20 protein-coding genes are annotated in these 21,330 nt (G+C 41.8%); 11 read left to right on the forward strand and 9 right to left on the reverse strand.

The window, feature by feature from the left end:
* Nucleotides 1-9 precede the first annotated feature (9 nt).
* Both IHE35_RS09815 and IHE35_RS09820 read left to right on the forward strand, forming a co-directional pair.
* Nucleotides 10-1,071, forward strand: a complete 1,062-nt coding sequence (locus IHE35_RS09815; protein WP_242787214.1) for a sulfate ABC transporter ATP-binding protein — start codon at nucleotides 10-12, stop codon at nucleotides 1,069-1,071.
* A 54-nt stretch (nucleotides 1,072-1,125) separates the two neighbouring features.
* The gene (locus tag IHE35_RS09820) at nucleotides 1,126-2,049 is read left to right on the forward strand and encodes a CysB family HTH-type transcriptional regulator (RefSeq protein ID WP_242787215.1); all 924 of its coding nucleotides are present in this window, start codon (nucleotides 1,126-1,128) and stop codon (nucleotides 2,047-2,049) included.
* Nucleotides 2,050-2,162: 113 nt separating this feature from the next.
* On the opposite strand, the gene carO is transcribed toward IHE35_RS09820, so the two are convergent.
* Complete coding sequence (gene carO / locus IHE35_RS09825) at nucleotides 2,163-2,900, reverse strand: ornithine uptake porin CarO (RefSeq protein WP_242787216.1); 738 nt, start codon at nucleotides 2,898-2,900, stop codon at nucleotides 2,163-2,165.
* A gap of 376 nt (nucleotides 2,901-3,276) precedes the next feature.
* Between carO and dapD the strand changes: the two genes are divergently transcribed.
* From dapD to IHE35_RS09850, 5 genes are all read left to right on the forward strand, one after another.
* A complete protein-coding gene (gene dapD / locus IHE35_RS09830; protein WP_004815162.1) occupies nucleotides 3,277-4,098 on the forward strand; it encodes a 2,3,4,5-tetrahydropyridine-2,6-dicarboxylate N-succinyltransferase in 822 nt (273 codons plus the stop codon).
* Nucleotides 4,099-4,222: 124 nt separating this feature from the next.
* Entirely contained in the window at nucleotides 4,223-4,933 is a 711-nt protein-coding gene (gene queE, locus IHE35_RS09835) for a 7-carboxy-7-deazaguanine synthase QueE (RefSeq protein WP_242787217.1), read from the forward strand.
* Nucleotides 4,934-4,963: 30 nt separating this feature from the next.
* Nucleotides 4,964-5,632 (forward strand): 7-cyano-7-deazaguanine synthase QueC, encoded by a 669-nt coding sequence (gene queC / locus IHE35_RS09840; protein ID WP_242787218.1) that lies wholly within the window; start codon nucleotides 4,964-4,966, stop codon nucleotides 5,630-5,632.
* 16 nt (nucleotides 5,633-5,648) lie between these two features.
* A complete protein-coding gene (locus tag IHE35_RS09845; RefSeq protein ID WP_004892225.1) occupies nucleotides 5,649-6,056 on the forward strand; it encodes a hypothetical protein in 408 nt (135 codons plus the stop codon).
* Nucleotides 6,057-6,138: 82 nt separating this feature from the next.
* Complete coding sequence (locus tag IHE35_RS09850) at nucleotides 6,139-6,600, forward strand: peroxiredoxin (RefSeq protein WP_242787219.1); 462 nt, start codon at nucleotides 6,139-6,141, stop codon at nucleotides 6,598-6,600.
* A gap of 53 nt (nucleotides 6,601-6,653) precedes the next feature.
* Here the strand turns inward: IHE35_RS09850 and IHE35_RS09855 are convergent, their stop codons facing one another.
* Complete coding sequence (locus IHE35_RS09855) at nucleotides 6,654-7,253, reverse strand: LysE/ArgO family amino acid transporter (protein WP_242787220.1); 600 nt, start codon at nucleotides 7,251-7,253, stop codon at nucleotides 6,654-6,656.
* 105 nt (nucleotides 7,254-7,358) lie between these two features.
* Here IHE35_RS09855 and IHE35_RS09860 point away from each other — a divergent pair, with 105 nt between their 5' ends.
* Nucleotides 7,359-8,255 (forward strand): LysR family transcriptional regulator ArgP, encoded by an 897-nt coding sequence (locus IHE35_RS09860; RefSeq protein WP_242787221.1) that lies wholly within the window; start codon nucleotides 7,359-7,361, stop codon nucleotides 8,253-8,255.
* A gap of 36 nt (nucleotides 8,256-8,291) precedes the next feature.
* Here IHE35_RS09860 and IHE35_RS09865 read toward each other — a convergent pair whose 3' ends face one another.
* Nucleotides 8,292-8,864, reverse strand: a complete 573-nt coding sequence (locus tag IHE35_RS09865; RefSeq protein ID WP_242787222.1) for a nicotinate-nicotinamide nucleotide adenylyltransferase — start codon at nucleotides 8,862-8,864, stop codon at nucleotides 8,292-8,294.
* 102 nt (nucleotides 8,865-8,966) lie between these two features.
* Between IHE35_RS09865 and IHE35_RS09870 the strand changes: the two genes are divergently transcribed.
* Entirely contained in the window at nucleotides 8,967-9,767 is an 801-nt protein-coding gene (locus IHE35_RS09870) for an enoyl-CoA hydratase (protein WP_242787223.1), read from the forward strand.
* Nucleotides 9,768-9,843: 76 nt separating this feature from the next.
* A complete protein-coding gene (locus tag IHE35_RS09875; protein ID WP_242787224.1) occupies nucleotides 9,844-10,605 on the forward strand; it encodes a nitroreductase family protein in 762 nt (253 codons plus the stop codon).
* A 223-nt stretch (nucleotides 10,606-10,828) separates the two neighbouring features.
* On the opposite strand, the gene IHE35_RS09880 is transcribed toward IHE35_RS09875, so the two are convergent.
* The 3 genes from IHE35_RS09880 to IHE35_RS09890 all read right to left on the reverse strand — a co-directional run bounded on the left by IHE35_RS09880 (nucleotide 10,829) and on the right by IHE35_RS09890 (nucleotide 13,662).
* A complete protein-coding gene (locus tag IHE35_RS09880; RefSeq protein ID WP_242787225.1) occupies nucleotides 10,829-12,298 on the reverse strand; it encodes a carotenoid oxygenase family protein in 1,470 nt (489 codons plus the stop codon).
* Between the two features lie 147 nt (nucleotides 12,299-12,445).
* Nucleotides 12,446-12,763, reverse strand: coding sequence for an NGG1p interacting factor NIF3 (locus tag IHE35_RS09885; RefSeq protein ID WP_242787226.1), 318 nt, complete (start codon nucleotides 12,761-12,763; stop codon nucleotides 12,446-12,448).
* A gap of 17 nt (nucleotides 12,764-12,780) precedes the next feature.
* Complete coding sequence (locus IHE35_RS09890; protein ID WP_242787227.1) at nucleotides 12,781-13,662, reverse strand: LysR substrate-binding domain-containing protein; 882 nt, start codon at nucleotides 13,660-13,662, stop codon at nucleotides 12,781-12,783.
* Between the two features lie 170 nt (nucleotides 13,663-13,832).
* Here IHE35_RS09890 and IHE35_RS09895 point away from each other — a divergent pair, with 170 nt between their 5' ends.
* The gene (locus tag IHE35_RS09895) at nucleotides 13,833-15,578 is read left to right on the forward strand and encodes an FAD-dependent monooxygenase (protein ID WP_242787228.1); all 1,746 of its coding nucleotides are present in this window, start codon (nucleotides 13,833-13,835) and stop codon (nucleotides 15,576-15,578) included.
* A gap of 488 nt (nucleotides 15,579-16,066) precedes the next feature.
* Here the strand turns inward: IHE35_RS09895 and IHE35_RS14675 are convergent, their stop codons facing one another.
* The 3 genes from IHE35_RS14675 to purL form a co-directional block, all read right to left on the reverse strand.
* Nucleotides 16,067-16,192: a KGW motif small protein gene (locus IHE35_RS14675; RefSeq protein ID WP_275975166.1), complete on the reverse strand. Its 126-nt coding sequence runs from the start codon at nucleotides 16,190-16,192 to the stop codon at nucleotides 16,067-16,069.
* Nucleotides 16,193-16,459: 267 nt separating this feature from the next.
* Nucleotides 16,460-16,930 (reverse strand): hypothetical protein, encoded by a 471-nt coding sequence (locus tag IHE35_RS09900; protein ID WP_242787229.1) that lies wholly within the window; start codon nucleotides 16,928-16,930, stop codon nucleotides 16,460-16,462.
* Nucleotides 16,931-17,103: 173 nt separating this feature from the next.
* Nucleotides 17,104-20,937 carry a phosphoribosylformylglycinamidine synthase gene (gene purL, locus IHE35_RS09905; protein WP_242787230.1) on the reverse strand — a complete coding sequence of 1,278 codons (3,834 nt, stop codon included), beginning with the start codon at nucleotides 20,935-20,937 and terminating at the stop codon, nucleotides 17,104-17,106.
* Between the last annotated feature and the right edge of the window lie 393 nt (nucleotides 20,938-21,330).

The raw sequence follows: 21,330 nt of genomic DNA on the forward strand, positions 1-21,330 counted from the left end.
AATGCCCACATGAGTATTCAAGTTAAAAATATTGAAAAACACTTTGGTGCATTCCATGCACTGAATAATATTTCCCTGGATTTCCCGGATGGCCAGTTAGTAGCTCTTTTGGGTCCTTCAGGCTGTGGTAAAACTACCCTACTACGTATTATTGCTGGTCTGGAATCTGCAGATGGTGGTCAGGTCATTCTGGAAGGCCAGGATGCAACCAACGTGCATGTCCGTGAACGTGAAGTCGGTTTCGTATTCCAGCACTATGCCCTGTTCCGTCATATGACAGTGTATGACAACGTGGCATTTGGTTTACGTGTTCGCCCACGCTCAACCCGTCCATCAGAAGCTGAAATCAAGAAACGTGTCACCCGTTTACTGGATCTGGTTCAACTGGGTTTCCTGGCAGATCGTTATCCTGCCCAATTGTCGGGTGGTCAGCGTCAGCGTATTGCACTTGCACGCGCCCTGGCAGTTGAACCACGCGTACTGTTACTGGATGAACCATTCGGTGCGCTGGATGCTAAAGTGCGTAAAGAACTGCGTCGCTGGTTACGTACCCTGCATGATGAACTGCACATTACGTCGATCTTCGTAACTCACGATCAGGAAGAAGCACTTGAAGTTGCAGACCAGATCGTCGTCATGAACAAAGGTAATGTCGAACAGATCGGTTCACCACGTGAAGTGTATGAGACGCCGAAAACACCATTTGTATTCGACTTCCTTGGTCAGGCCAACCGTTTCGAAGGTCAGAATAATGGTGGCATCATTCAGTTGGGTGAAGATCGTATCCAATTTGATGGGGCCCAAAAACATCCACAAGGTGACGTGATTGTATTCGCCCGCCCTGATGAACTGCGGATCTCAGCGCAGCCACAAGACAATGCAATCCAGGCAACTTTCATTCGTGAATTATGGATTGCCGGTAAAGTGGTTGCAGAATTAAATGACCGTCAGGGCAACCTGATTGAAATTTCTCTGACACCGGAAGAAGCTCGCGCACATCAATTCCGACCGAATCAGACTGTATGGTTAAGTCCACTTAACCTGCATTTATTTGCAAATCAGGTCGCTTAAGACACATTCAGATGGGGCCATTTAGCCCCATCCGCTTATAGGGTGTATAGAATTATGAATTTCCAACAATTAAGAATTATTCGAGAAACTGTTCGTCAAAACTTTAATTTAACTGAAGCGTCTGCAGCACTTTATACCTCACAATCGGGTGTAAGTAAGCACATTAAAGATCTGGAAGATGAGCTTGGTGTACAGTTGTTTATCCGTAAAGGTAAGCGCTTGTTGGGTCTGACTGAACCAGGTCAGGCACTGCTCGGAATTGTGGAACGCATGCTGGTCGATGCTGACAATATCAAACGCCTTGCCGATGACTTTAACAAGGTGGATGAAGGGACATTAACCATTGCGACGACGCATACTCAGGCGCGTTATGTGCTACCGCCTATCGTAAATCAGTTCAAAAAAGAATTTCCAAAAGTTCATCTGATTCTGCAACAGGCTAGTCCGGTTGAAATTACCGAAATGCTGCTACAAGGTGAAGCAGATATTGGCATTGCGACTGAAGCCTTAACTACTGAAGATAACCTGGCCAGTGTGCCGTACTATAACTGGCAACACAGCATTATCACGCCTCAAAACCACCCGTTAACCAAGAAAGATCATATCCGTATTGAAGATCTGGCAAATTATCCCATCATCACTTATCACGGTGGTTTCACAGGCCGTTCTAAAATTGATACTGCATTTGAAGAAGCAGGTTTTGACGTTGATATCGTTATGTCGGCACTGGATGCCGATGTCATCAAGACCTATGTTGAACTGAATATGGGGGTCGGTATTGTCAACGATGTGGCATACGACCCAGAACGTGACTATCGCTTAAAACAGATCAAAACTGATATTTTTGGTGTAAATACGACTTGGATAGCTGTGCGTAAAGGTCATTTATTACGTGGGTATGGCTACGAATTTATCTCGCTTTGCTCTCCAGATGCAGACATTCGAGCACTCAAAAAAGTGGCTTATCCGGATGATTGAACTCCGTCTATAATTCTAAATTGAAGAGGCAAAACTTCCTCTTTTTTAATTTTAATGGTAGATACTTTCAATAAAAAACGGGCCGAAGCCCGTTTTTTTTATTAAGTAAAATATTAGAAGCGGAAGCTTACACCCAGTTTCGCTACTGGTAACCATTCATATTTATTATCGTTACGAAGTGCATCTCGCTCATCAGCTAATGCTTGCTCTAAAGAACGACCATCGTCAGCAGGGTCAATTGTATATGCTTCTGGATTAGCAGTTAAACTTACAGTAGGATTCCCATTATAATAGGCCCCTACCTCGCCGAAGACCCCCCAACGATTGGTAATGGCTGGTGAGAAACCAATCCCTACATAAGGTGCAATATTATTTTTATAAGAAAGGTCACCATTAATGCGAACATCTGTATCGCCTGCATTAAAACGTGCCCCATCAACTGTGAATGACGCATTAGTACCTGGACGACGTTCTAGACCATAATCATTATCAATATAAGCTACACCGGCAGCCATATAGAACCAGTTCGCCCAAGGTCGAATTTCAGCATTTAAGTAGGTTAAATTGTTGTCCATATCTAGGTCATATTTCGAACCATTAATCGACAAATCATCCGACCAAGAGATATCACCACCGTTATAACCCAAGGTTACACCTACATATGGGTTGGCACTCCAGGAGATTGCACCACCGTAACCAGTAGTACCGACTTCAGCACGTACAGATGCTGGCTTAAAGAAAGAGAATTCAGCAACGCCTTCATCGGTTACAATGACTTCATCAGCTGCCATGACAGAAGTGGTTGCTGCAGCAAGTACAGACAGCGCAAAATATTTAGCAAAAGTTTTCATCTATGTCTCCTCAAAAAAATTATTTTTAACGTTTTTACTCTTCGTTATGTCTGCATCTTAATTCACAATCTGATCACTCTTTATTCAAGTTTTGCTGAGTTTATGTAAACTTTTGATACATTTGATGCCTTTTATATGATTTTCATGAGGTTTTTTGCACATCCACCTTAATTAGATGCTTTTACTGGAAATTTTCTGTGTATTGGTTAAATCATGAGCTATATAAATATAATATTCATTAATTTTTTAATGAAACTTGACACATTAATTTTCTCCATAATTCGGACGAATTAATTTTGATATAAGTCGTGTTTTCCATCTAATCTTTGCTCAATATAGTGTAAAATCTTGGAAATTTTTTTCTGGAAGGAAGATCATGTCTCAGCTTTCAACAATCATTGAACAAGCGTTTGAAGACCGTGCGAATTTCACAGCAGCGGATTGTCCTGCTGAAGTTCGTCAAGCAGTTGAGGAAGTAATTGCTGGCCTGGACAATGGCTCTCTACGCGTAGCTGAAAAAATCGATGGTGAATGGGTTGTTCATCAATGGATTAAGAAAGCTGTATTGTTGTCTTTCAAACTGAATGACAACAAACCAATGGAAGCATGTGATCTTCGCTTCTATGACAAAGTAGATACTAAATTTGGCGACTGGACTGAAGAACAGTTCAAAGCGGCTGGCGTACGTGTAGTACCACCTGCTGTAGCGCGTAAAGGTTCTTACCAGGCGAAAAACGTGGTATTGATGCCTTCTTATGTAAACATCGGTGCTTATGTTGACGAAGGTACGATGGTTGATACATGGGCAACTGTAGGCTCATGCGCACAAATCGGTAAAAATGTTCACCTCTCAGGTGGTGTAGGGATCGGCGGTGTTCTTGAGCCACTTCAAGCAAACCCAACCATTATTGAAGACAACTGCTTCATCGGTGCACGTTCTGAAATCGTAGAAGGCGTAATCGTAGAAGAAGGTTCTGTCATTTCTATGGGCGTGTTCATTGGTCAATCTACCAAGATTTATGACCGTGAAACTGGCGAAATCCATTACGGCCGTGTACCTGCAGGCTCAGTTGTTGTATCTGGTAGCCTTCCTTCTAAATGTGGTAAATACAGCCTGTACGCTGCTGTGATCGTGAAAAAAGTTGATGCGAAAACTCGTGCAAAAACTAGCTTGAACGATTTACTGCGTGAAGACTAAGTCTTAATTTTTTAGGAACTTAATGTTCCTCAGAGCTTTAGTCGCTCTTCGTCTCTACGGTCAGTAATGATCGTAGGGATTTTTATTTTTATACATTGTTCTTTCTTCCCTGGTTAATTTTGTTATGAGTACGCTTCGATCTTCTGCTATCCCTGTTTCTGATCCGTCTGCGGGTTTACGCATTACGGAGATCTTTTATTCATTACAAGGTGAAGCCAATACTGCAGGTCTACCAACGGTCTTTATCCGTCTGACCGGTTGTCCCTTACGTTGTACCTATTGCGATACCACCTATTCTTTCGAAGGTGGTGAACGTAAATCTCTAGAAGATATTATTCAAACAACACTCGATTTTAAGACGCCTTATATCTGCGTGACTGGTGGTGAACCACTGGCGCAGCCGAATGCCTTGCCGTTAATGCAGCGCCTGGCCGATGCAGGTTGTGAAGTTTCCCTAGAAACCAGCGGTGCGCTGGATGTGTCTAAGGTAGACCCTCGTGTATCAAAAGTATTAGACTTAAAAACACCAACTTCGGGTGAAGTTGCACGAAATTTGCTTTCCAATCTCGACCATTTAACCCAGCACGATCAGATCAAGTTCGTGATCTGTAACCGTGAAGATTATGAATGGTCCAAACAGCAGGTTGCACAGTACCAGCTTAATGAAAAAGTCAGTACTGTTTGGTTCTCACCTGCTTTTGAAGTTGAAAAAGGTACAGCGCGTATGCCGCAACTGGCACGTGATCTGGCCCAATGGATTTTAGAAGACCATCTCCCTGTTCGCTTCCAGCTACAGTTGCATAAGCTGTTATGGAATGACGAAACTGGTCGTTAATTATTTATCAAGTATTTTGGAGATTCAGCTATGCGCCCTCGTGCCATTGTATTGTTATCTGGCGGATTAGACTCGACCACCTGTTTAGCCTGGGCGCAGGCACGCTACGAATGTATTGCCTTAAGTTTTATGTATGGTCAGCGTTCCACGACTGAACTTGATGCTGCACGAGCTTTAACTGCACGTGCAGGTGTGGAACATCGCGTGATTAATATTGATCTAGGTAACCTGGGTGGCTCTGCTCTGACCGATCATAGTATTGATGTACCGGATCATGAACAAGCCGGTATTCCGATTACGTATGTCCCTGCACGTAACACCATTTTCCTGTCTTATGCACTGGCTGCAGCTGAAGTTTTCGATGCAGAAGCGATTGTGATCGGGATTAATGCCGTCGATTATTCCGGTTATCCTGACTGTCGTCCTGAATTTATTGAAGCCTTTGCCAATATGGCGCGCCTTGCTACCAAGGTGGGCGTGGAAGGTAAGCCGCTTAAATTTGAAACACCTCTGTTACATTTATCCAAAGCAAATATCATTCGCTTAGGACTTGATCATGGCGTAGACTATAGCCAAACGGTATCTTGCTACCAGGCAGATGACCAAGGACGTGCCTGTGGTACATGTGACAGCTGCCGTCTGCGTAAACAAGGTTTTGCAGATGCAGGTGTTGAAGACCCGACACGTTATATACCGTAATAACAAGGTAGAGTTTATGAAAAATTTTAAATCAAATATTGTTCTTTCAGCTTTAGTTTCAGCCGCTGCGATGTTTGCAACTACTGCTCAAGCAGATGACAGCAAGCTGCAAAATGCTTACAAAAGCACCAATGTTAAAGCTGCTTTGATCAATGTTTGTAAAGATGAAACTGGTAAAGGCAAACAGCTGACCAGTGCTGAAGTGAGCAAATATTGTACTTGTGCGGTTGAGGCAGATGGCAAATTGACCAATGCACAAAAATGGGAAATTCAAAGCACAATTAATCAGAAAAAAAGTCCAGCAACTTTAGCTTTTGTACAAAAACAAAATAAAGATTTGCAGGCATGTTTTGGTCCACAGTTAACTGGAAAGTTAAAAACTTTAACTGAACAGGCTCAAAAAGCTGCTGCTGCCAAGAAATAATTTCTGATTATTCTTTGCAGAAATAAGCCACTATAATGTGGCTTATTTTTTTGTGAAAATTACAACAGCAATGGAGTTTTTTATGTCTGAGATCAGCTTGCTTGACCATACTTTTCCTACTACGACTGGTGAAATCAACCTGGCTCAATTAGATGCAGTGTGGTTGATTATCTATTTTTATCCAAAAGACTCCACCCCAGGCTGTACCACGCAAGCTGTAAGTTTTTCCTGCCTAAAAGACCAGTTTGATGCACTAAATACAACAATTCTGGGGGTATCACGCGATTCAGTTAAAGCTCACCAGAACTTTACGGAAAAGCAGAACCTGAGCATCAACCTGATCAGCGATAAAGAAGAAGTCCTGTGCAATCACTTTGACGTGATCAAAGAAAAGAACATGTATGGTAAAAAGGTTATGGGCATTGAGCGCTCTACTTTCATTTTCCATAATGGCAAACTGTTGAAAGAATACCGTAAAGTAAAAGCAGCCGGTCATGCTGAACAGGTTTTAGAAGATTTAAAAGCACTACAAGCTGCTGTATAAATCAGTTTTCAAGAGTTAAAGAAAAGATGAGCAGGAGTTCGACTCCTGCTTTTTTAAGCCAAAAGTGAATACGCAATCCACCACATTAAACAACCCACAGCAAAATCCAACATTTTCCATGCTCGATAATCCTGGAAAATGGGTTGTAAATATTTTGCACTATAACCTAAACCAAAGAAAAATATAAAAGAAGCAGATGCAGCTCCGAGTGCAAAATGAATGGAATTGCCTTCAATTTGTGTCGAAATCGAGCCAATCAGAATCACAGTATCCAAATAGACATGCGGATTTAGCCATGTGAATGCCAAACAAATAAGGATCAGTTTGAGTAATTGGCTTTCATCCTGCCCTTTGGCTTCTAGTGATTGTTTCTTTTTCCACGCCTGATAGAAATGCTGTGAACCATATATAAATAAGAAAATTGCACCCATATATTTTGCAATATCGATCCAAAGTGGGTGGCTGTTGACCATCTGTCCAAAACCCAGCACCCCCGCAAAAATCAAGATAGCATCTGAAACTGCACAGATGAGGCAGATCCAAAAGACATGTTCTTGTTTCAAGCCCTGCTTCAGTACAAAGGCATTTTGTGCCCCAATTGCGACAATTAAACCAATACTGACTAAAAAACCATGGATCAGCGTATGAAACATGACCTATTCCATCTATATTATTTGTACTGAATTATGTCCTAATTGTTTTTAAAATAAGTATTATTAAGAAAATATCAAGATAACTAAATTTTTCTTAGGAATGTAATGCTCCCTCATAAATATTGTGAAGCCTTCTTAGCAGTTGCTGAGACAGGTAGTTTTGAACATGCTGCCTTGTCTTTATGTATTACAGCTTCCGCAGTCACTTTAAGAGTACAAAATTTAGAGAAGGTTTTGGGCAATACTTTGATTCTGCGTGAGCGCCCATGCAGAGTAACGGCAACAGGTCAGCTATTGCTTGAACACTTACAGCATCAACGTTTGATGGAGCAAAACTTATTACAGCAGCTTCAAGGAAAATCTGAAACATCTTCATTTTATAAATTAAATATTGCGACCAATGCTGATTCACTTGCAACTTGGTTGTTGCCCACCTTACAGTCGATCCTGATTGAAGAACGGATTAGTTTACAACTCAGTATCGATGATCAATCTAAAACCCATGAATTGATGGAAGCTGGCGTGGTGAATGCCTGTATTAGTTCTGAGCCGATAAATGTAAAAGGATGTACGAGCCATGCTTTAGGGGCAATACGCTATGTGATGGTGGCAACACCAGCATTTAAACAACAGTGGTTTGCACATGGCATCCATCGTGAAGCTCTAAGACAAGCACCTGCGGTAATTTTTGGCGCGAAAGATCAACTGCATTCGGACTTTATTTTGCGTTTATTTGGTTTAAACATGCACAGCTATCCCTACCATTTCATTCCATCCTCGACTGCATTTGTAGAAGCCATTCAGTTAGGCTTAGGCTATGGGATGGTGCCTGAAATGCAAATCCTTAAAGAACTCGAAACTGGTTCACTGATTGAACTCATGCCTGAAGCGACTACACCTGTGCACTTGTATTGGCATCATTGGAAGCAGCAATCTGAGCCTTTAAAAAAGCTCACCGATATTATTTTGCAATACACACAACAACATTTTCTACACGACTAAAAAAGCCATCCTGAGGATGGCTATCTAAGATCACTTTCACAACTCGATATTGGTTTTATCTTGTTGCTCAAATTTCTGCTGTAACTTGACGTAAATTTCATTTTTTTGAAAATCTTGCAGAAATTGAATCGTTCCTTGCGGGAATTTATCCGATTGAATCTCACCACGATAATAGGCTTCACGCATCGGTGTTGCAGACATCGCCCCTTTCAAACTTTCTAGTTCAACCATCTGCCATTCTGGGAAGAATTTTAAATAATAGGATGAATCGTCTTTAAAGTGTCCAATCAGGCCAACTGTCGCATCGGTTTCAGTCACATCATTGACTAAAGATTTGACCAATTTTTGCCATTTTTCATCGTTATAGACATCAATCACATGCACAAATTTAATCCGTGCTTGATCATCTTTCGAGAAATTCGACAAGATCATTTGTTCACGTTCACTGGCCAAAAATGGATTTTTAATATTACGTTCATGTTGCGCTGAACCGAGTGCCAAAATCACCTGTTGGCTATGCTGAAGTGCAATTTGAATCGTTTGCAAATGTGCCAAGTGAAATGGTTGAAAACGTCCAATAAAAACTAAATAATCAAATGTATATTTCATAGCACAACATTCTTTTTATGAACGCATCAGTTATGCCAGTCGACGACTTTTTGCGACATAATAGCGAGCATAAATTCAAATTAATAAAGCAAGGATAGTACGATGACACTGAGCTGTATTCAACAACCACATCCACATTTGAACGCAAATTTAGAACAAGGCGTACTGACCTTAGCCATCAATCGCCCTGAAGCGAAAAATGCCTTATACGGCGAACTTTATCTCACCATTGCCAAAGCCTTAGATGAAGCAGACCAAGACAATGCTGTTCGCGTGGTGATTTTACGTGGTCAAGATGCTGACTTTAGTGCAGGCAATGACATGCAGGACTTTATGAAGTCAGCAGCACAAAAAGATCAAATTCGCCCACAAGACGGCCCTCCGTTTATCCTACTCAAATCTTCTGCACGTTTTTCCAAACCACTGATTGCAGCCGTTCGTGGTGTAGCGATTGGTATTGGGGTAACGATTTTACTTCATGCCGATCTTGTGTATACCGACAATACAGCGTTGTTCCAAATTCCGTTTGTAAGCCTAGGTTTATCGCCTGAAGGCGCTTCGAGCAAATTACTGATTCAACAAGCGGGTTATCATAAAGCCGCTGAGTTACTGCTCACTGCACAAAAATTCAATGCTGAAAAAGCGCTGAGTGCTGGTTTAGTGAATAGCATTGAAGAAGATGTATATGCGACTGCAAACAAACAAGCTCAGACCTTAGCAGCTCTACCTTTGGCATCATTAAAGCAATCTAAAGCATTGATGAAACATAATGTTGATGAAATTGTGGAATGGATTGACCATGAAGCTGTGATCTTTATGTCACGCGTCGGTTCACCTGAAATGATGGAAGCAGTACAAGCCTTTATGCAAAAACGTAAGCCTGATTTTACGCAATTTAACTAATTTATCACATGATGTGTGCTCAAATAGGCGACTTCGGTTGCCTATTTTCCATTCTCCCCTTTTGAGATTTATTACCATGTCAGAACAGTCTAAAACTGAAAAAAAACGTTATTTTGAAGCAGCACCAACCGATATTGATATCGACAATTTCCGTAAAGTAGTCGAAAGCCGCCGTTCAGTGCGTAAGTTTACTGAAAAGCCAATTCCTGCTGAGGTCTTAGATGCTTGCTTGGATTTAGCGTTGATTGCGCCAAACTCATCGAATTTACAACCTTGGACGTTTTATGTGGTGCAAGACACAGTCAAGAAAAAGAAATTGGTCAAAGCTTGTTTAGGTCAGTTGGCTGCTAAGACTGCATCTGAACTGATTGTCTGTGTGGCACGAACCGACCGCATTGATGAAATGGCGAAACTGAATATTAGTGAGTTTCCCTTTCCTGAGGCACCTCCAGCAATCAAAAAGTACTATAAGTACATTCCATATAACTACAAGACAGGTTATCTGAATGCCTTTGGTAACTTTAAGAAAGTCGCTTTCAAAGTAGCCCGTACTCTGGATAAACAGATGCCTGTTTCTGCTTTCAGCCCGGCTGATGCAAAATTGTGGGCAACCAAAACAACGGCGCTGGCTTGTGAAAATCTGGTGTTAGCTTTACGCGCTTATGGTTTTGATAGCTGTATGATGGAAGGCTTTGATGAACCAATGGTTCGTGAAATTCTGGAACTCAATGATGAACAGTATCCGGTCATGGTGATTGGTGCAGGTGAACGAGCTAAAGATGGCGTGTTCTTCCCGCAATACCGTTTTGATCGTGAGCTGTTTATTCAGAAGGTTTAATTCTCCTAATCAGCTTACACGATTGGCGACATGGATGTCGCCGTTAGGCAGAGATTCAGGGACGAATCTTCTGCCTAACAAAAGATTTTGGTTACTTTGATCTCTCAAAGTAACCTCAGCCTACGAGCTAATATTAAAACTTCTCATACTTTATGAGGCTGTGCCATCTTAATAACTACGAGAATTTTTAAAATTCCTACCTTAGAATGCAGATAGCCTTAATTTAAGAATAGTTAGCTCTTAATTTCCGATAATCAATCCAGTTACAATGAAAGCCAACCGGTACCCGAACCGGTAAATGAATCGTTGCAATTGGTCCTTGTGTAATATGCTGGGCATCCAAGATTACAACTTTCGAAGGACCACAATCTAAAGCATGGATATAAGACATTAACAAGCCATCATTTTCTACCTGAGCATCTTCCCGTGCAACAAAGACAGCCTCACCAGTGACCCAGTTTTCTCCAAAGCAATAACTTTCTGTGGTTCTGGTTCTTAAATTAAAACACATCACTGTATTGCTGCTGACATGGGAAGGATCATCAAACTCGCCAAAAGAAATACTATAGATATAACGATACTGTCGTCCGGTAAAAGCCTCATTAATCCGTGGAAATTCCTGCTTAACATCCGATAATACCGTACGCGTAACTTTCCCTGTCCCTTGCTCAAAAATAAAACGCTCTAGTCGTATATCCTGATCTTCAATCGGTCCCTGAATCGAGCTGATCAATGCTTTGGAATGCACTACCGCATCCATCACAATATCGCCAGTATTCAGGTCATAGGCGTTTACGGTATGAAAAATAAAACAGGGATCAATCTCATACCAGCGAATGTCAGTGACTTTACCACCAAAAGGTAATACACCTATACGCGCCTGTCGTTTTGGATTCCATTGATAAGGCAGCATTGAACCTTTTAAAGCACTGCGAACCGAGAAATTCAAATTCAGGTCCAGAATCAACACCTGAGATTTGGTAATGGCACAATCATGAATCATCGGACCATGTTTCACTGGAATCTCGACCTGATGTTTCAATTTACCGTTCGAATCTATATGCAGATAAAAAACTTTATTTTGGCTTAAAGCATCATAGCAAATCGCATGAATTTTCCCTGTTTCAGGATCAACATGTGGATGAGCTGTAAATGGTAAATCCTTTGCATTTTCAAAAAAATGATGTCGTTTGGATTCCAGCTCACTATTGACTTCAATTGGATAAGCCCCAGCTTCAACTAAAGCCCAGATTTTTCCGGCGAAGTTAATGACGTTGGTATTCACAGCATCAGCAACACCTCGCGTTTTACCTGGAATCAGTGGCCGGTGAAGTTTCTTCTGTACACTGGCAGCCCCGACATAACTGCTTTTATACCAATGTGCATTACCGTCTTTCAGTCTGAGCGCATGCAGCATGCCATCGCCAGTAAACCAATGATAATTTTTGGGATTTTTGACCAGAATTGGATTTGGGCCAATCCGCATGAGCGCACCATCGAGTTCTGCCGGAATCTGTCCCTCTACCGTGAGTTGGGCAGAAAAATGCTCCTGCCGTTGCGGGGCAAATATACCATCCAGATAAGGATTATCATTGGAATATGGAATGCGGCTATGCAGAATTTCTGCACCGTATTGAATAGATTTACTGAGCGTATTTTTGAGCATACTGCTCAGCGGTTTTGGCCACTGCATTGTTATTTTCCTTATTGTATTTTTTATCTGGAGCGTTATGGCAAATCTTATAATAACAAAAGCAGTTTGACTGTTTTTTAAATGTAGACTGACGGCGCGCTAAGGTAAACGCGCCGTAATGAATCAAATATGAATAATACTTTGAGTTTAGACTTTGATATCCAGCAACTGGATAAACTCAAAAGCCGGCTCTTCATAAGGATGGCTTTTTTTTAAGGCTTTAGCGACCTCGACTGCCTTTTCATCTGGCACCAGAATTTCTACCCGCCATTCTGCTACCTGTTCCAGTTTACCGACTTCACCGATATGAGGATCTGCTCCATCCTGCGGCTTAAACTGTCCTGTTCCCAAAACCTGCCAGGCGCAGTTCGTATACTCACCAATACCGCCCGCTCCTGCTGCAAACACTGCATTTTTAGTGTCTTCCAGATTTTCGTCCGGCACGTAATAAATCAGCTTTAACATGTATTCCTTCCTGAAATTCAGATATTTATCGTATTGTTAAGGGCTTGGGTAATCATCTTCAATGCAGGATTTTGAGAATTCTTGTTAAATGTTGCATATAAATCCAGTTTTGGCAGCACCTCATCCGCCCGGATGATCTTCACATGATCATTTAAATAACGAAGTAAATATTCCGGAGCAAAACTAAAACCCATCCCCATATTGGTCAGATTGATATGTTGCAACACATTGGTCACCCACAGCACCTGCTCATGATCGAGCTGATCAATACCGAGCAACTGATCCAACTTTCCATAAAACACGGATGATGTATTCTGCTCACACATAATCAGATTGTGATTTTTCAGTTCCTGTAATTTCAGGATGCGATCTGTAGGATGCAAATGCTGAGCGGCAACCAGATAAATTTGTTCGGTCAATAAATGAATATTGTCAAAATCTGGATGATCCAGATGAAAACGGGTAATACATAAATCCAGTTCAGCATTTTTTAGCCGCTGAATCTGTTCCATACAGGTCAGGCTATGCAAGTTAATTTTTAAGTTCGGCATGGTTTTTTTAAGCTGTGCCAGAATCTGTGGCATCACTTTGATTTCTGCCACATTCAAAAAACCAATATGGATCTGATTATTTTTCTGCTGTGCAACCTGGCGTGCTGCTGCCACTGCCAGCTTGGCATTTTCCAGTGCTTTTTCAGCATAGATCTGAAATGCCTGCCCTTCATCGGTAAGTTTAACTTTTCTGGATGAACGATCAAACAGATTTACACCAACTTCCTGTTCCAGATCCTTAATTTGCTGGCTTAACGACGGCTGGGCGGTAAACAGCTTTTCGGCAGCCTTGGTAAAACTTTGTTGCTGCGCCACAGTCATAAAATAGCGTAAATGTCGAAGTTCCATAAGCTGCCCGATGTCTGATCAGGTCAGCATCTTAAGATGATGACCTGCGCATTGCAAATAAGAATAGGTCGATAGTTTATATGAATATCGGTATATGAACAGATCCTGTTTTACTAGACTGCATGACCATCTAGATGGCTTGTTCTTCACGCATATACATGGAGTCTTGTATGACGCAGCATTATGACACTGATGTTCTGATCATTGGTACCGGTCCTGCAGGTTCAACATTGGGTTTGGCTTTGGCCAATTATGGTATCAAAGTACAACTGTTTACCCAGTTTAGCTGGCTGGCCAATAGTCCACGTGCACATATCACCAATCAACGTGCCATGGAAGTATTACGTGATCTTGGTGTTGAAGAACAGGTCAAAGAAATCGCTACACCTTGGGATCAGATGGGTGAAAGCCTGATTACCACCAGTCTGGTCGGCGAAGAAATCGCCCGCATGAGTGCCTGGGGAACAGGTGATGAACGTCATGGTGATTACATCAAAGGTAGTCCATGCCCATTGGTCGATCTGATTCAGCCAAAAATGGAAGCTTTACTGGTGCAGAATGCTGGTGAACGTGGTGCGATTTTTAATTTTAATACTGAATACCTGTCACACGTACAAGATGAAGATGGCGTGACTGCTACTTTTTTGAATCGTATTACCAATACTGAATTTAGCTTAAGAGCGAAATATCTGGTAGGTATGGATGGTGCTAAGTCTCGTGTATTGGAACAGCTTGCTTTACCACTAGAAGGTATCATGGCACGTGCCGGTACAGTGTATGTGACCTTTAAAGCTGATTTGACTAAATATGTACAGCACCGCCCTGCCATTCTGCAATGGATCGTTAATCCGGAAGCGAGCTTTGGCGACCTCGGTATGGGCTTATTACGTGCCATTACGCCATGGAATGAATGGATTATGGGCTGGGGCTTTGACATTTCCAAAGGCGAGCCACAAGTGACTGAAGAACAGGTTCGTGCCCGCCTGAATGCCTTTGTCGGTGCCAAAGTTGAAGAAGTCGAAATTCAGAAACTGTCGTACTGGTATGTGAACCAGACCTGGGCAACTGAATATTCTAAAGGCCGTGTGTTCTGTGGTGGTGATGCGGTACACCGCCATCCACCATCAAGTGGTTTAGGTTCGAATACCTGTATGCAGGATGCCTTTAACCTGGGCTGGAAATTAGCATATGCAGTCAAAGGTTGGGCTGCACCTTCCCTGCTGGATTCCTATACCACTGAACGTGCACCGGTGGGTAAGCAGATTGTAGCGCGTGCCAATCAATCACGTTTTGACTATAAATACCTGAAAGAAGTCTTTGGTTTTGATCAAGGTATGACTACACAAAAACAAATGCTGGAACGTATTTTTGCGGAAGATGAGCAAGGTGCTGAAATCCGTCAAAAACTATTTAAAGCACTTGCTGTTAAAAACTACGAGTTTAATGCCCAAGGTGTAGAACTGAATCAACGCTATACATCTAATGCAATCATGAACGAATCTGAGCCTGAAAGATTTGAGCGTGATCAGCAGCTTTATCTGCAAGCAACGACACGTCCAGGTGCCAAAGTGCCACATACCTGGTTGATCAATGCAAATGGTCAAAAGCAATCGACTTTAGATATTACTGGTAAAGGTCGTTTTACTTTGTTGACTGGATTATCAGGCAAAGGCTGGAAACAGGCAGCTGAAGCATTGAATCTGCCATATCTGGACGTAATTCAAATTGGTTCACGTAACTATCGTGATGTATATGGTACCTGGAATGCCAAGTCTGAAATTCATGAATCTGGTGCTGTGCTGGTTCGTCCAGATGGTTATGTCGCTTGGCGTTATCAGGATAGTACCAATGATCAGTTTGATTATGCGAATACACTAAAGGCAGTGTTAAAACAGATTCAGTTAATTGTTGAATGATAAAAAATCTAGCCTCGATGAGCTCATAGAATTAACTCTAATACTGGTTAATTCGTAACGGAGTCTTACCGAGTGAAATCCAATACTTGGAGCTCATATGCTACTTTTCTTTCGGGAAAAGTAGCCAAAACCATTTGCCATCCGCAAAACTCGTTCATTACTATCAACTCATTAATAGTTCGCAGAAACATTTACTATTTAATGGTGTTCTGCCTCGAACAGTTGCGGATGACATTTGCGCGTATCAAATACCTTCATTCAGTATTAATTGTTAAGAATTTCAATTAACTATTTTCTTTAGTCTCAGTTAAGTCACATGCCCTGCGACATAGATTTCGCCCGTCAGACTATGGAAAGGACGTGCTATCACGTCTGACACAGGGGTTTTGTCTTGCGGAGTAGTGCTCCTCATACCCCGTCAAAAGTAAAACTTCATATCCTATAAATATAAAAAGCCACTTCAACAGTGACTTTTTCAAATCTGATGATCAAGAACCCTGCAGAAAATAACTACCGACCAGAAACAATACTTGTAGGCCAACAACAAAACCAAATAACCACCAACCTTTCTGACGCAATTCCGTTCTATCCATTATTCTGAGTGTTTTAGCCATGTCATCACCTCATACATGAGTGTTGATACTGAAATGATCTATACCATCTTTCCTTTAAAGTGCATATCTATTGTGCATTAATTACACAATACCACCTCTATGCAAATATAAAAGCAAAATCCAAACCAGTTCAGCGGGAGAAAATTAAATAAATATTTCAAAATGCTTAAAAAGCAAAAAGCCACCCTATGGCGGCTGAATATCAACATGTTAGCGAATTTAAATATATTTTTCCATATGATAAATTTTAATAATTGTTTTTAAATATTATTTATTACAATAGTCATCTCTCGGCATAGTCATGGACGTACCATCTAATGCTTTAGAAAATTCTAATTTTTCGCGAAAGCGCTGCTTAGTATTGCTCGTGATCGCACCAATACTTTTCACAACATTTGCTGCAACAAAATTTTCGACAGGAAATACATCATATATACATGAGATTGCTCGTGCGATTTCAAAATTCAATCTTCGTACACGAATCATGTCCGTTTTATCCACTAATAACACAGCTTGTGAATGCAAGGCATATTGCTGAACTGCCTTTCGTTGCTCATGCTGATGAAAAGTCTGCTGAATATAGGCATCAATATCATCACGAATTCCATTTTGATTCAGATCTGGACCTGCTAAATCTTGATCACGATTGAGCTTTGGCAATTGCCCTTGTGCAAGATCAATACGGTCTAGGTTCATCCGCCACATATACCATTCACAGCCCGCTAAAAGTGTGAACATAAACACTGTGATGATTTTTATAATAATTTTCTGCATAAAAAATGTTCATAAATTTTATATCAAGTATCTTAATACAACTTCACCGAGTTCAACTGAAATATGAAAAGTATAGCAAATAGATATTTAAGACATAAAAAAGCCACCCGAAGGTGGCTTTTTTAATCTCTGGTCAATTAACCAATAAATTTACGTGCATTACGGAACATACGTAACCAAGCACCGTCTTGATCCCAATCTTCAGGTTTCCAAGAGTGCTGGATCGCACGGAAGTTACGCTCAGGATGTGGCATCAGGATTGTTGCACGACCATCTTTAGACGTCACACCAGAAATACCTTCAGGCGAACCGTTCGGGTTCAATGGATATTGCTCAGTTGCATTACCTTGGCTGTCGACATAGCGCATGATTACCTGATTATTGGCATTCAATGCAGCAATGTTTTCAGCTGATGCAACGACACGACCTTCGCCATGCGCCACAGCGATTGGCAGAATCGAACCTTCCATACCTTCTAACAATACAGAGTGAGATTTTTCTACACGAACGTTAACGCTACGTGCTTCAAATACTTCTGACTTGTTGCGGTGGAAACGCGGCCATGCATCTGCACCTGGAATCAGTGGAGCCAATTGAGACAACATTTGACAACCGTTACAGATCCCTAGAGAGAAGGTTTCCTGACGGTTAAAGAATTTTTCGAACTGGTCACGCAGTTGCTGATTGAACAATACTGATTTTGCCCAGCCGCCACCTGCACCCAATACGTCGCCGTAAGAGAAGCCACCACAAGTCACCAGACCTTCGAAATCTTCCAGACTGATACGACCTGCCAACAGATCACTCATGTGTACGTCAACTGTATTAAAGCCAACTTTGTCGAACGCAGCTGCCATTTCAATATGACCATTGACACCCTGCTCACGCAGAATAGCCATGCTTGGACGACGTGAGTTAATGAACGGTGCTTCAATTTGCTCATTCAGATCGAATGTCGGTTGAGCGATCAAACCTTTGTGCGCTTTGTCTGTAACTAATGCAAATTCTTGATCAGCAGTTTCGACGTTGTCACGTAAACGTTGAATTTGATGTGATACTTCAGTCCAAGCCACTTGCAAGTCAGCACGCTCAAGGACTAGACCATTTACAGTCAATTGATCTGTATTGTTCACAGTACCAACCACTGAAATTGCATCTTTCAATGTAGACGCTGCAATTTCAGCTTGTAATGCTTCCCAATCCGCTTTCGCGATTTGCAGCACTGCACCAATTTCTTCTGCAAACAGACCTGCAACAGATTGATCTTCAAGTGCTACACCTAGACGTGAAGCGAACATCATTTCCGCAACAGTAGCAACCAAACCACCATCACCGATGTCATGGTAAGCTTTGATTAAGCCACGGTTGTTCCAGTCTTGAACCAATGCAAAGAATGCTTTGAAATCATCAAAGCTGTCGACATCAGGCGTTACTGAACCGATTGCCTTATAAACCTGAGCAAGAATCGAACCACCTAAACGGAATTGACCTTTAGACAAGTCGATACGTACCAGTACAGACTCAAGGTTTTTCAATTCTGGTGTCAATGTCTTACGAACATCTGTTACAGGTGCGAACGCAGTGATCACGCCTGACATTGGAGAAGTCACAGATTTATCGATGCCTTCGTCATTCCAAGTCGTACGCATAGAAAGCGAATCTTTACCGACTGGAATTGCGATGCCCAATGCAGGACACATTTCCATACCGATGGCTTTTACGCCTTCGAATAACGCTTGGTCTTCGCCCGGTTGACCCGCAGCAGCCATCCAGTTTGCAGACAATTTAATGTCGCTGATCTTTTCAATCTTCGCAGACATAATGTTCGAGATTGATTCAGCAACTGATAAACGTGCAGATGCAGCAGGATTTAACAATGCAACTGGTGGACGTTCACCCATTGCCATCGCTTCACCTGTGTAACCTACAAGGCTTGTTGTGGTTACAGCAGCATCAGCCACTGGCACTTGCCATGGACCTACCATTTGGTCACGCGCAACCATACCAGTAATCGAACGGTCACCGATGGTGATCAAGAACGATTTAGATGCAACTGTTGGGTTCTTAATCACACGATAAATCGCATCTTTAAGATCAGTCACTTTAGATGCGTCGAAGTCGTCGCCTTTACGTTCAGCAGTCTCATAAGAACGGCTCATACGTGGTGTACCGCCAAGCATCACTTGCATTGGCATATCCACAGGCTTGTTGCCGAACAATGGATCTTCAACGGTTAAGTGACGTGCTTCAGTCGCTTCACCCAATACCGCAAACGGACAACGCTCACGTGCACAGATCGATTCAAATAACTCTAATGAAGATGGACGAATCGCAAGTACATAACGCTCTTGTGCTTCGTTTGACCAGATTTCCATTGGAGACATACCTGGCTCAAGCGATGGAATCTTACGAAGATCAAGGACTGCACCTAATTCGTGATCGTTTACCAATTCAGGCATTGCGTTTGAAATACCGCCCGCACCGACATCGTGTACAGATACGATTGGGTTGTGATCTTCCATACGCCAGCAGGTATCGATGACTTCTTGGCAACGACGTTCCATTTCCGGGTTTTCACGCTGTACAGAAGCGAAGTCTAAGTTCTCGCCCATAGTACCGCTGTCTACAGAAGATGCAGCACCACCGCCAAGACCGATCAGCATCGCAGGACCACCCAACACGATCAATAAATCACCTGGTTGGATTGGATCTTTTTCAACGTGATCTGGACGGATGTTACCGTAACCACCGGCAATCATAATTGGCTTATGGAAACCTTTTACTTCGCCATTTACATTTTGTTCAAAAGTACGGAAGTAACCATTTAAGGCAGGACGACCGAATTCATTGTTGAACGCAGCACCACCCAATGGACCTTCAATCATAATTTGAAGTGGGGATGCCATACGTGATGGTTTGCCGTAGTTTTCTTCCCAAGGCTGTTCGAAGCCAGGAATGTTCAGGTTCGATACGGTGAAACCAGTTAAACCAGCTTTCGGTTTACCACCACGACCTGTTGCGCCTTCATCACGGATTTCACCGCCTGAACCAGTCGCAGCACCAGCAAATGGTGCAATCGCTGTTGGGTGGTTATGGGTTTCCACTTTCATCAGGATGTGAGCAGCCTGGCTCTTGTATTTATAAACCTGATGACCGTTATCTTCTTGAGTTGGGTAGAAACGTTGCGTATCAAAACCAACAATCACCGATGCATTGTCTTTATATGCAGACAATACATCTGTTGGTGATTCTTTATAGGTATTTTTAATCATCTGGAACAATGACAATGGTTGAACTTCACCATCGATTGTCCATTCTGAACCGAAGATTTTATGACGGCAGTGTTCAGAGTTTGCTTGCGCAAACATCATCAGTTCGATGTCATTCGGGTTACGACCAAGCTTGGTAAATGCTTCAGTCAAGTAATCGATTTCTTCAGCAGATAACGCGAAACCAAATTCGTTGTTGGCTTTAACAAGCGCTTCTTTACCTTGACCTAAAATATCAATGCTATTTAAAGGTTTTGGTGCAGTTTCAACAAACAGTACAGCCGCATCTTCAATCGCATTGAAAACACTTTCAGTCATGCGGTCATGCAGCACTTGTAATGCTTCTTTAGAAAGCTCTTTTACCCCTTTTAGAGTAAATAAAACGCCGCGTTCAAGGCGGTGAACCGGCGTATTACAGTTAGCAAAAATGTCCGTTGCTTTCGATGACCACGGAGAAATTGTACCGACACGTGGAGTCACTAAAATTTGGATTTCATCTTCTGCCGCTTGGCGGAGTTCAAAAGATTGACCATCATTGAGAAGCTGTAAAGCGGATTGCTGTTGTTGCTCACCTAGCGCTTGGTCAAAAAGATAGACAAATTGACTTTCTAGTGATTGAACAGAACTAATTGGCGTTAAGCGCGAGAGTAGTTGAGTTTTCTTAAAAGAAGAGTGTGCAGGTGCACCGGCAACGATAAACATGCTGATTTTGGCTCCACGGGATGGTCTTTTGAACCATGCCACAATGTGACTTGAGAGAGCGCATATTCTACTGTGAAATACTGGAATCAGCTAGTGAGGAATTGATAAATCTGACCGCTAAACTGTCAGGATTTTTAAAATAATACTTTTATTTTTAGTTAAAAAATTAATGTAGTCGATTAGATTAACACATTTTCTGGCAGAAAAATCAAAACGATTAAAGTTTTATTTTGATTCGCAAAATTGTATTATTTTTCAACAATAAATTTATCTTGGTTTAAACCATCTACTCGTTTCAGTGTGTCGAATACCTTCACACCTTCCCCCATAGTTGAAAATAAATATTTTTTGTCACCTGTTTAGGTATCTCAATATTAAAATTATCTTTTAAAC

This window comes from Acinetobacter sp. ASP199, from assembly GCF_022700675.1.
GTDB lineage: Bacteria > Pseudomonadota > Gammaproteobacteria > Pseudomonadales > Moraxellaceae > Acinetobacter.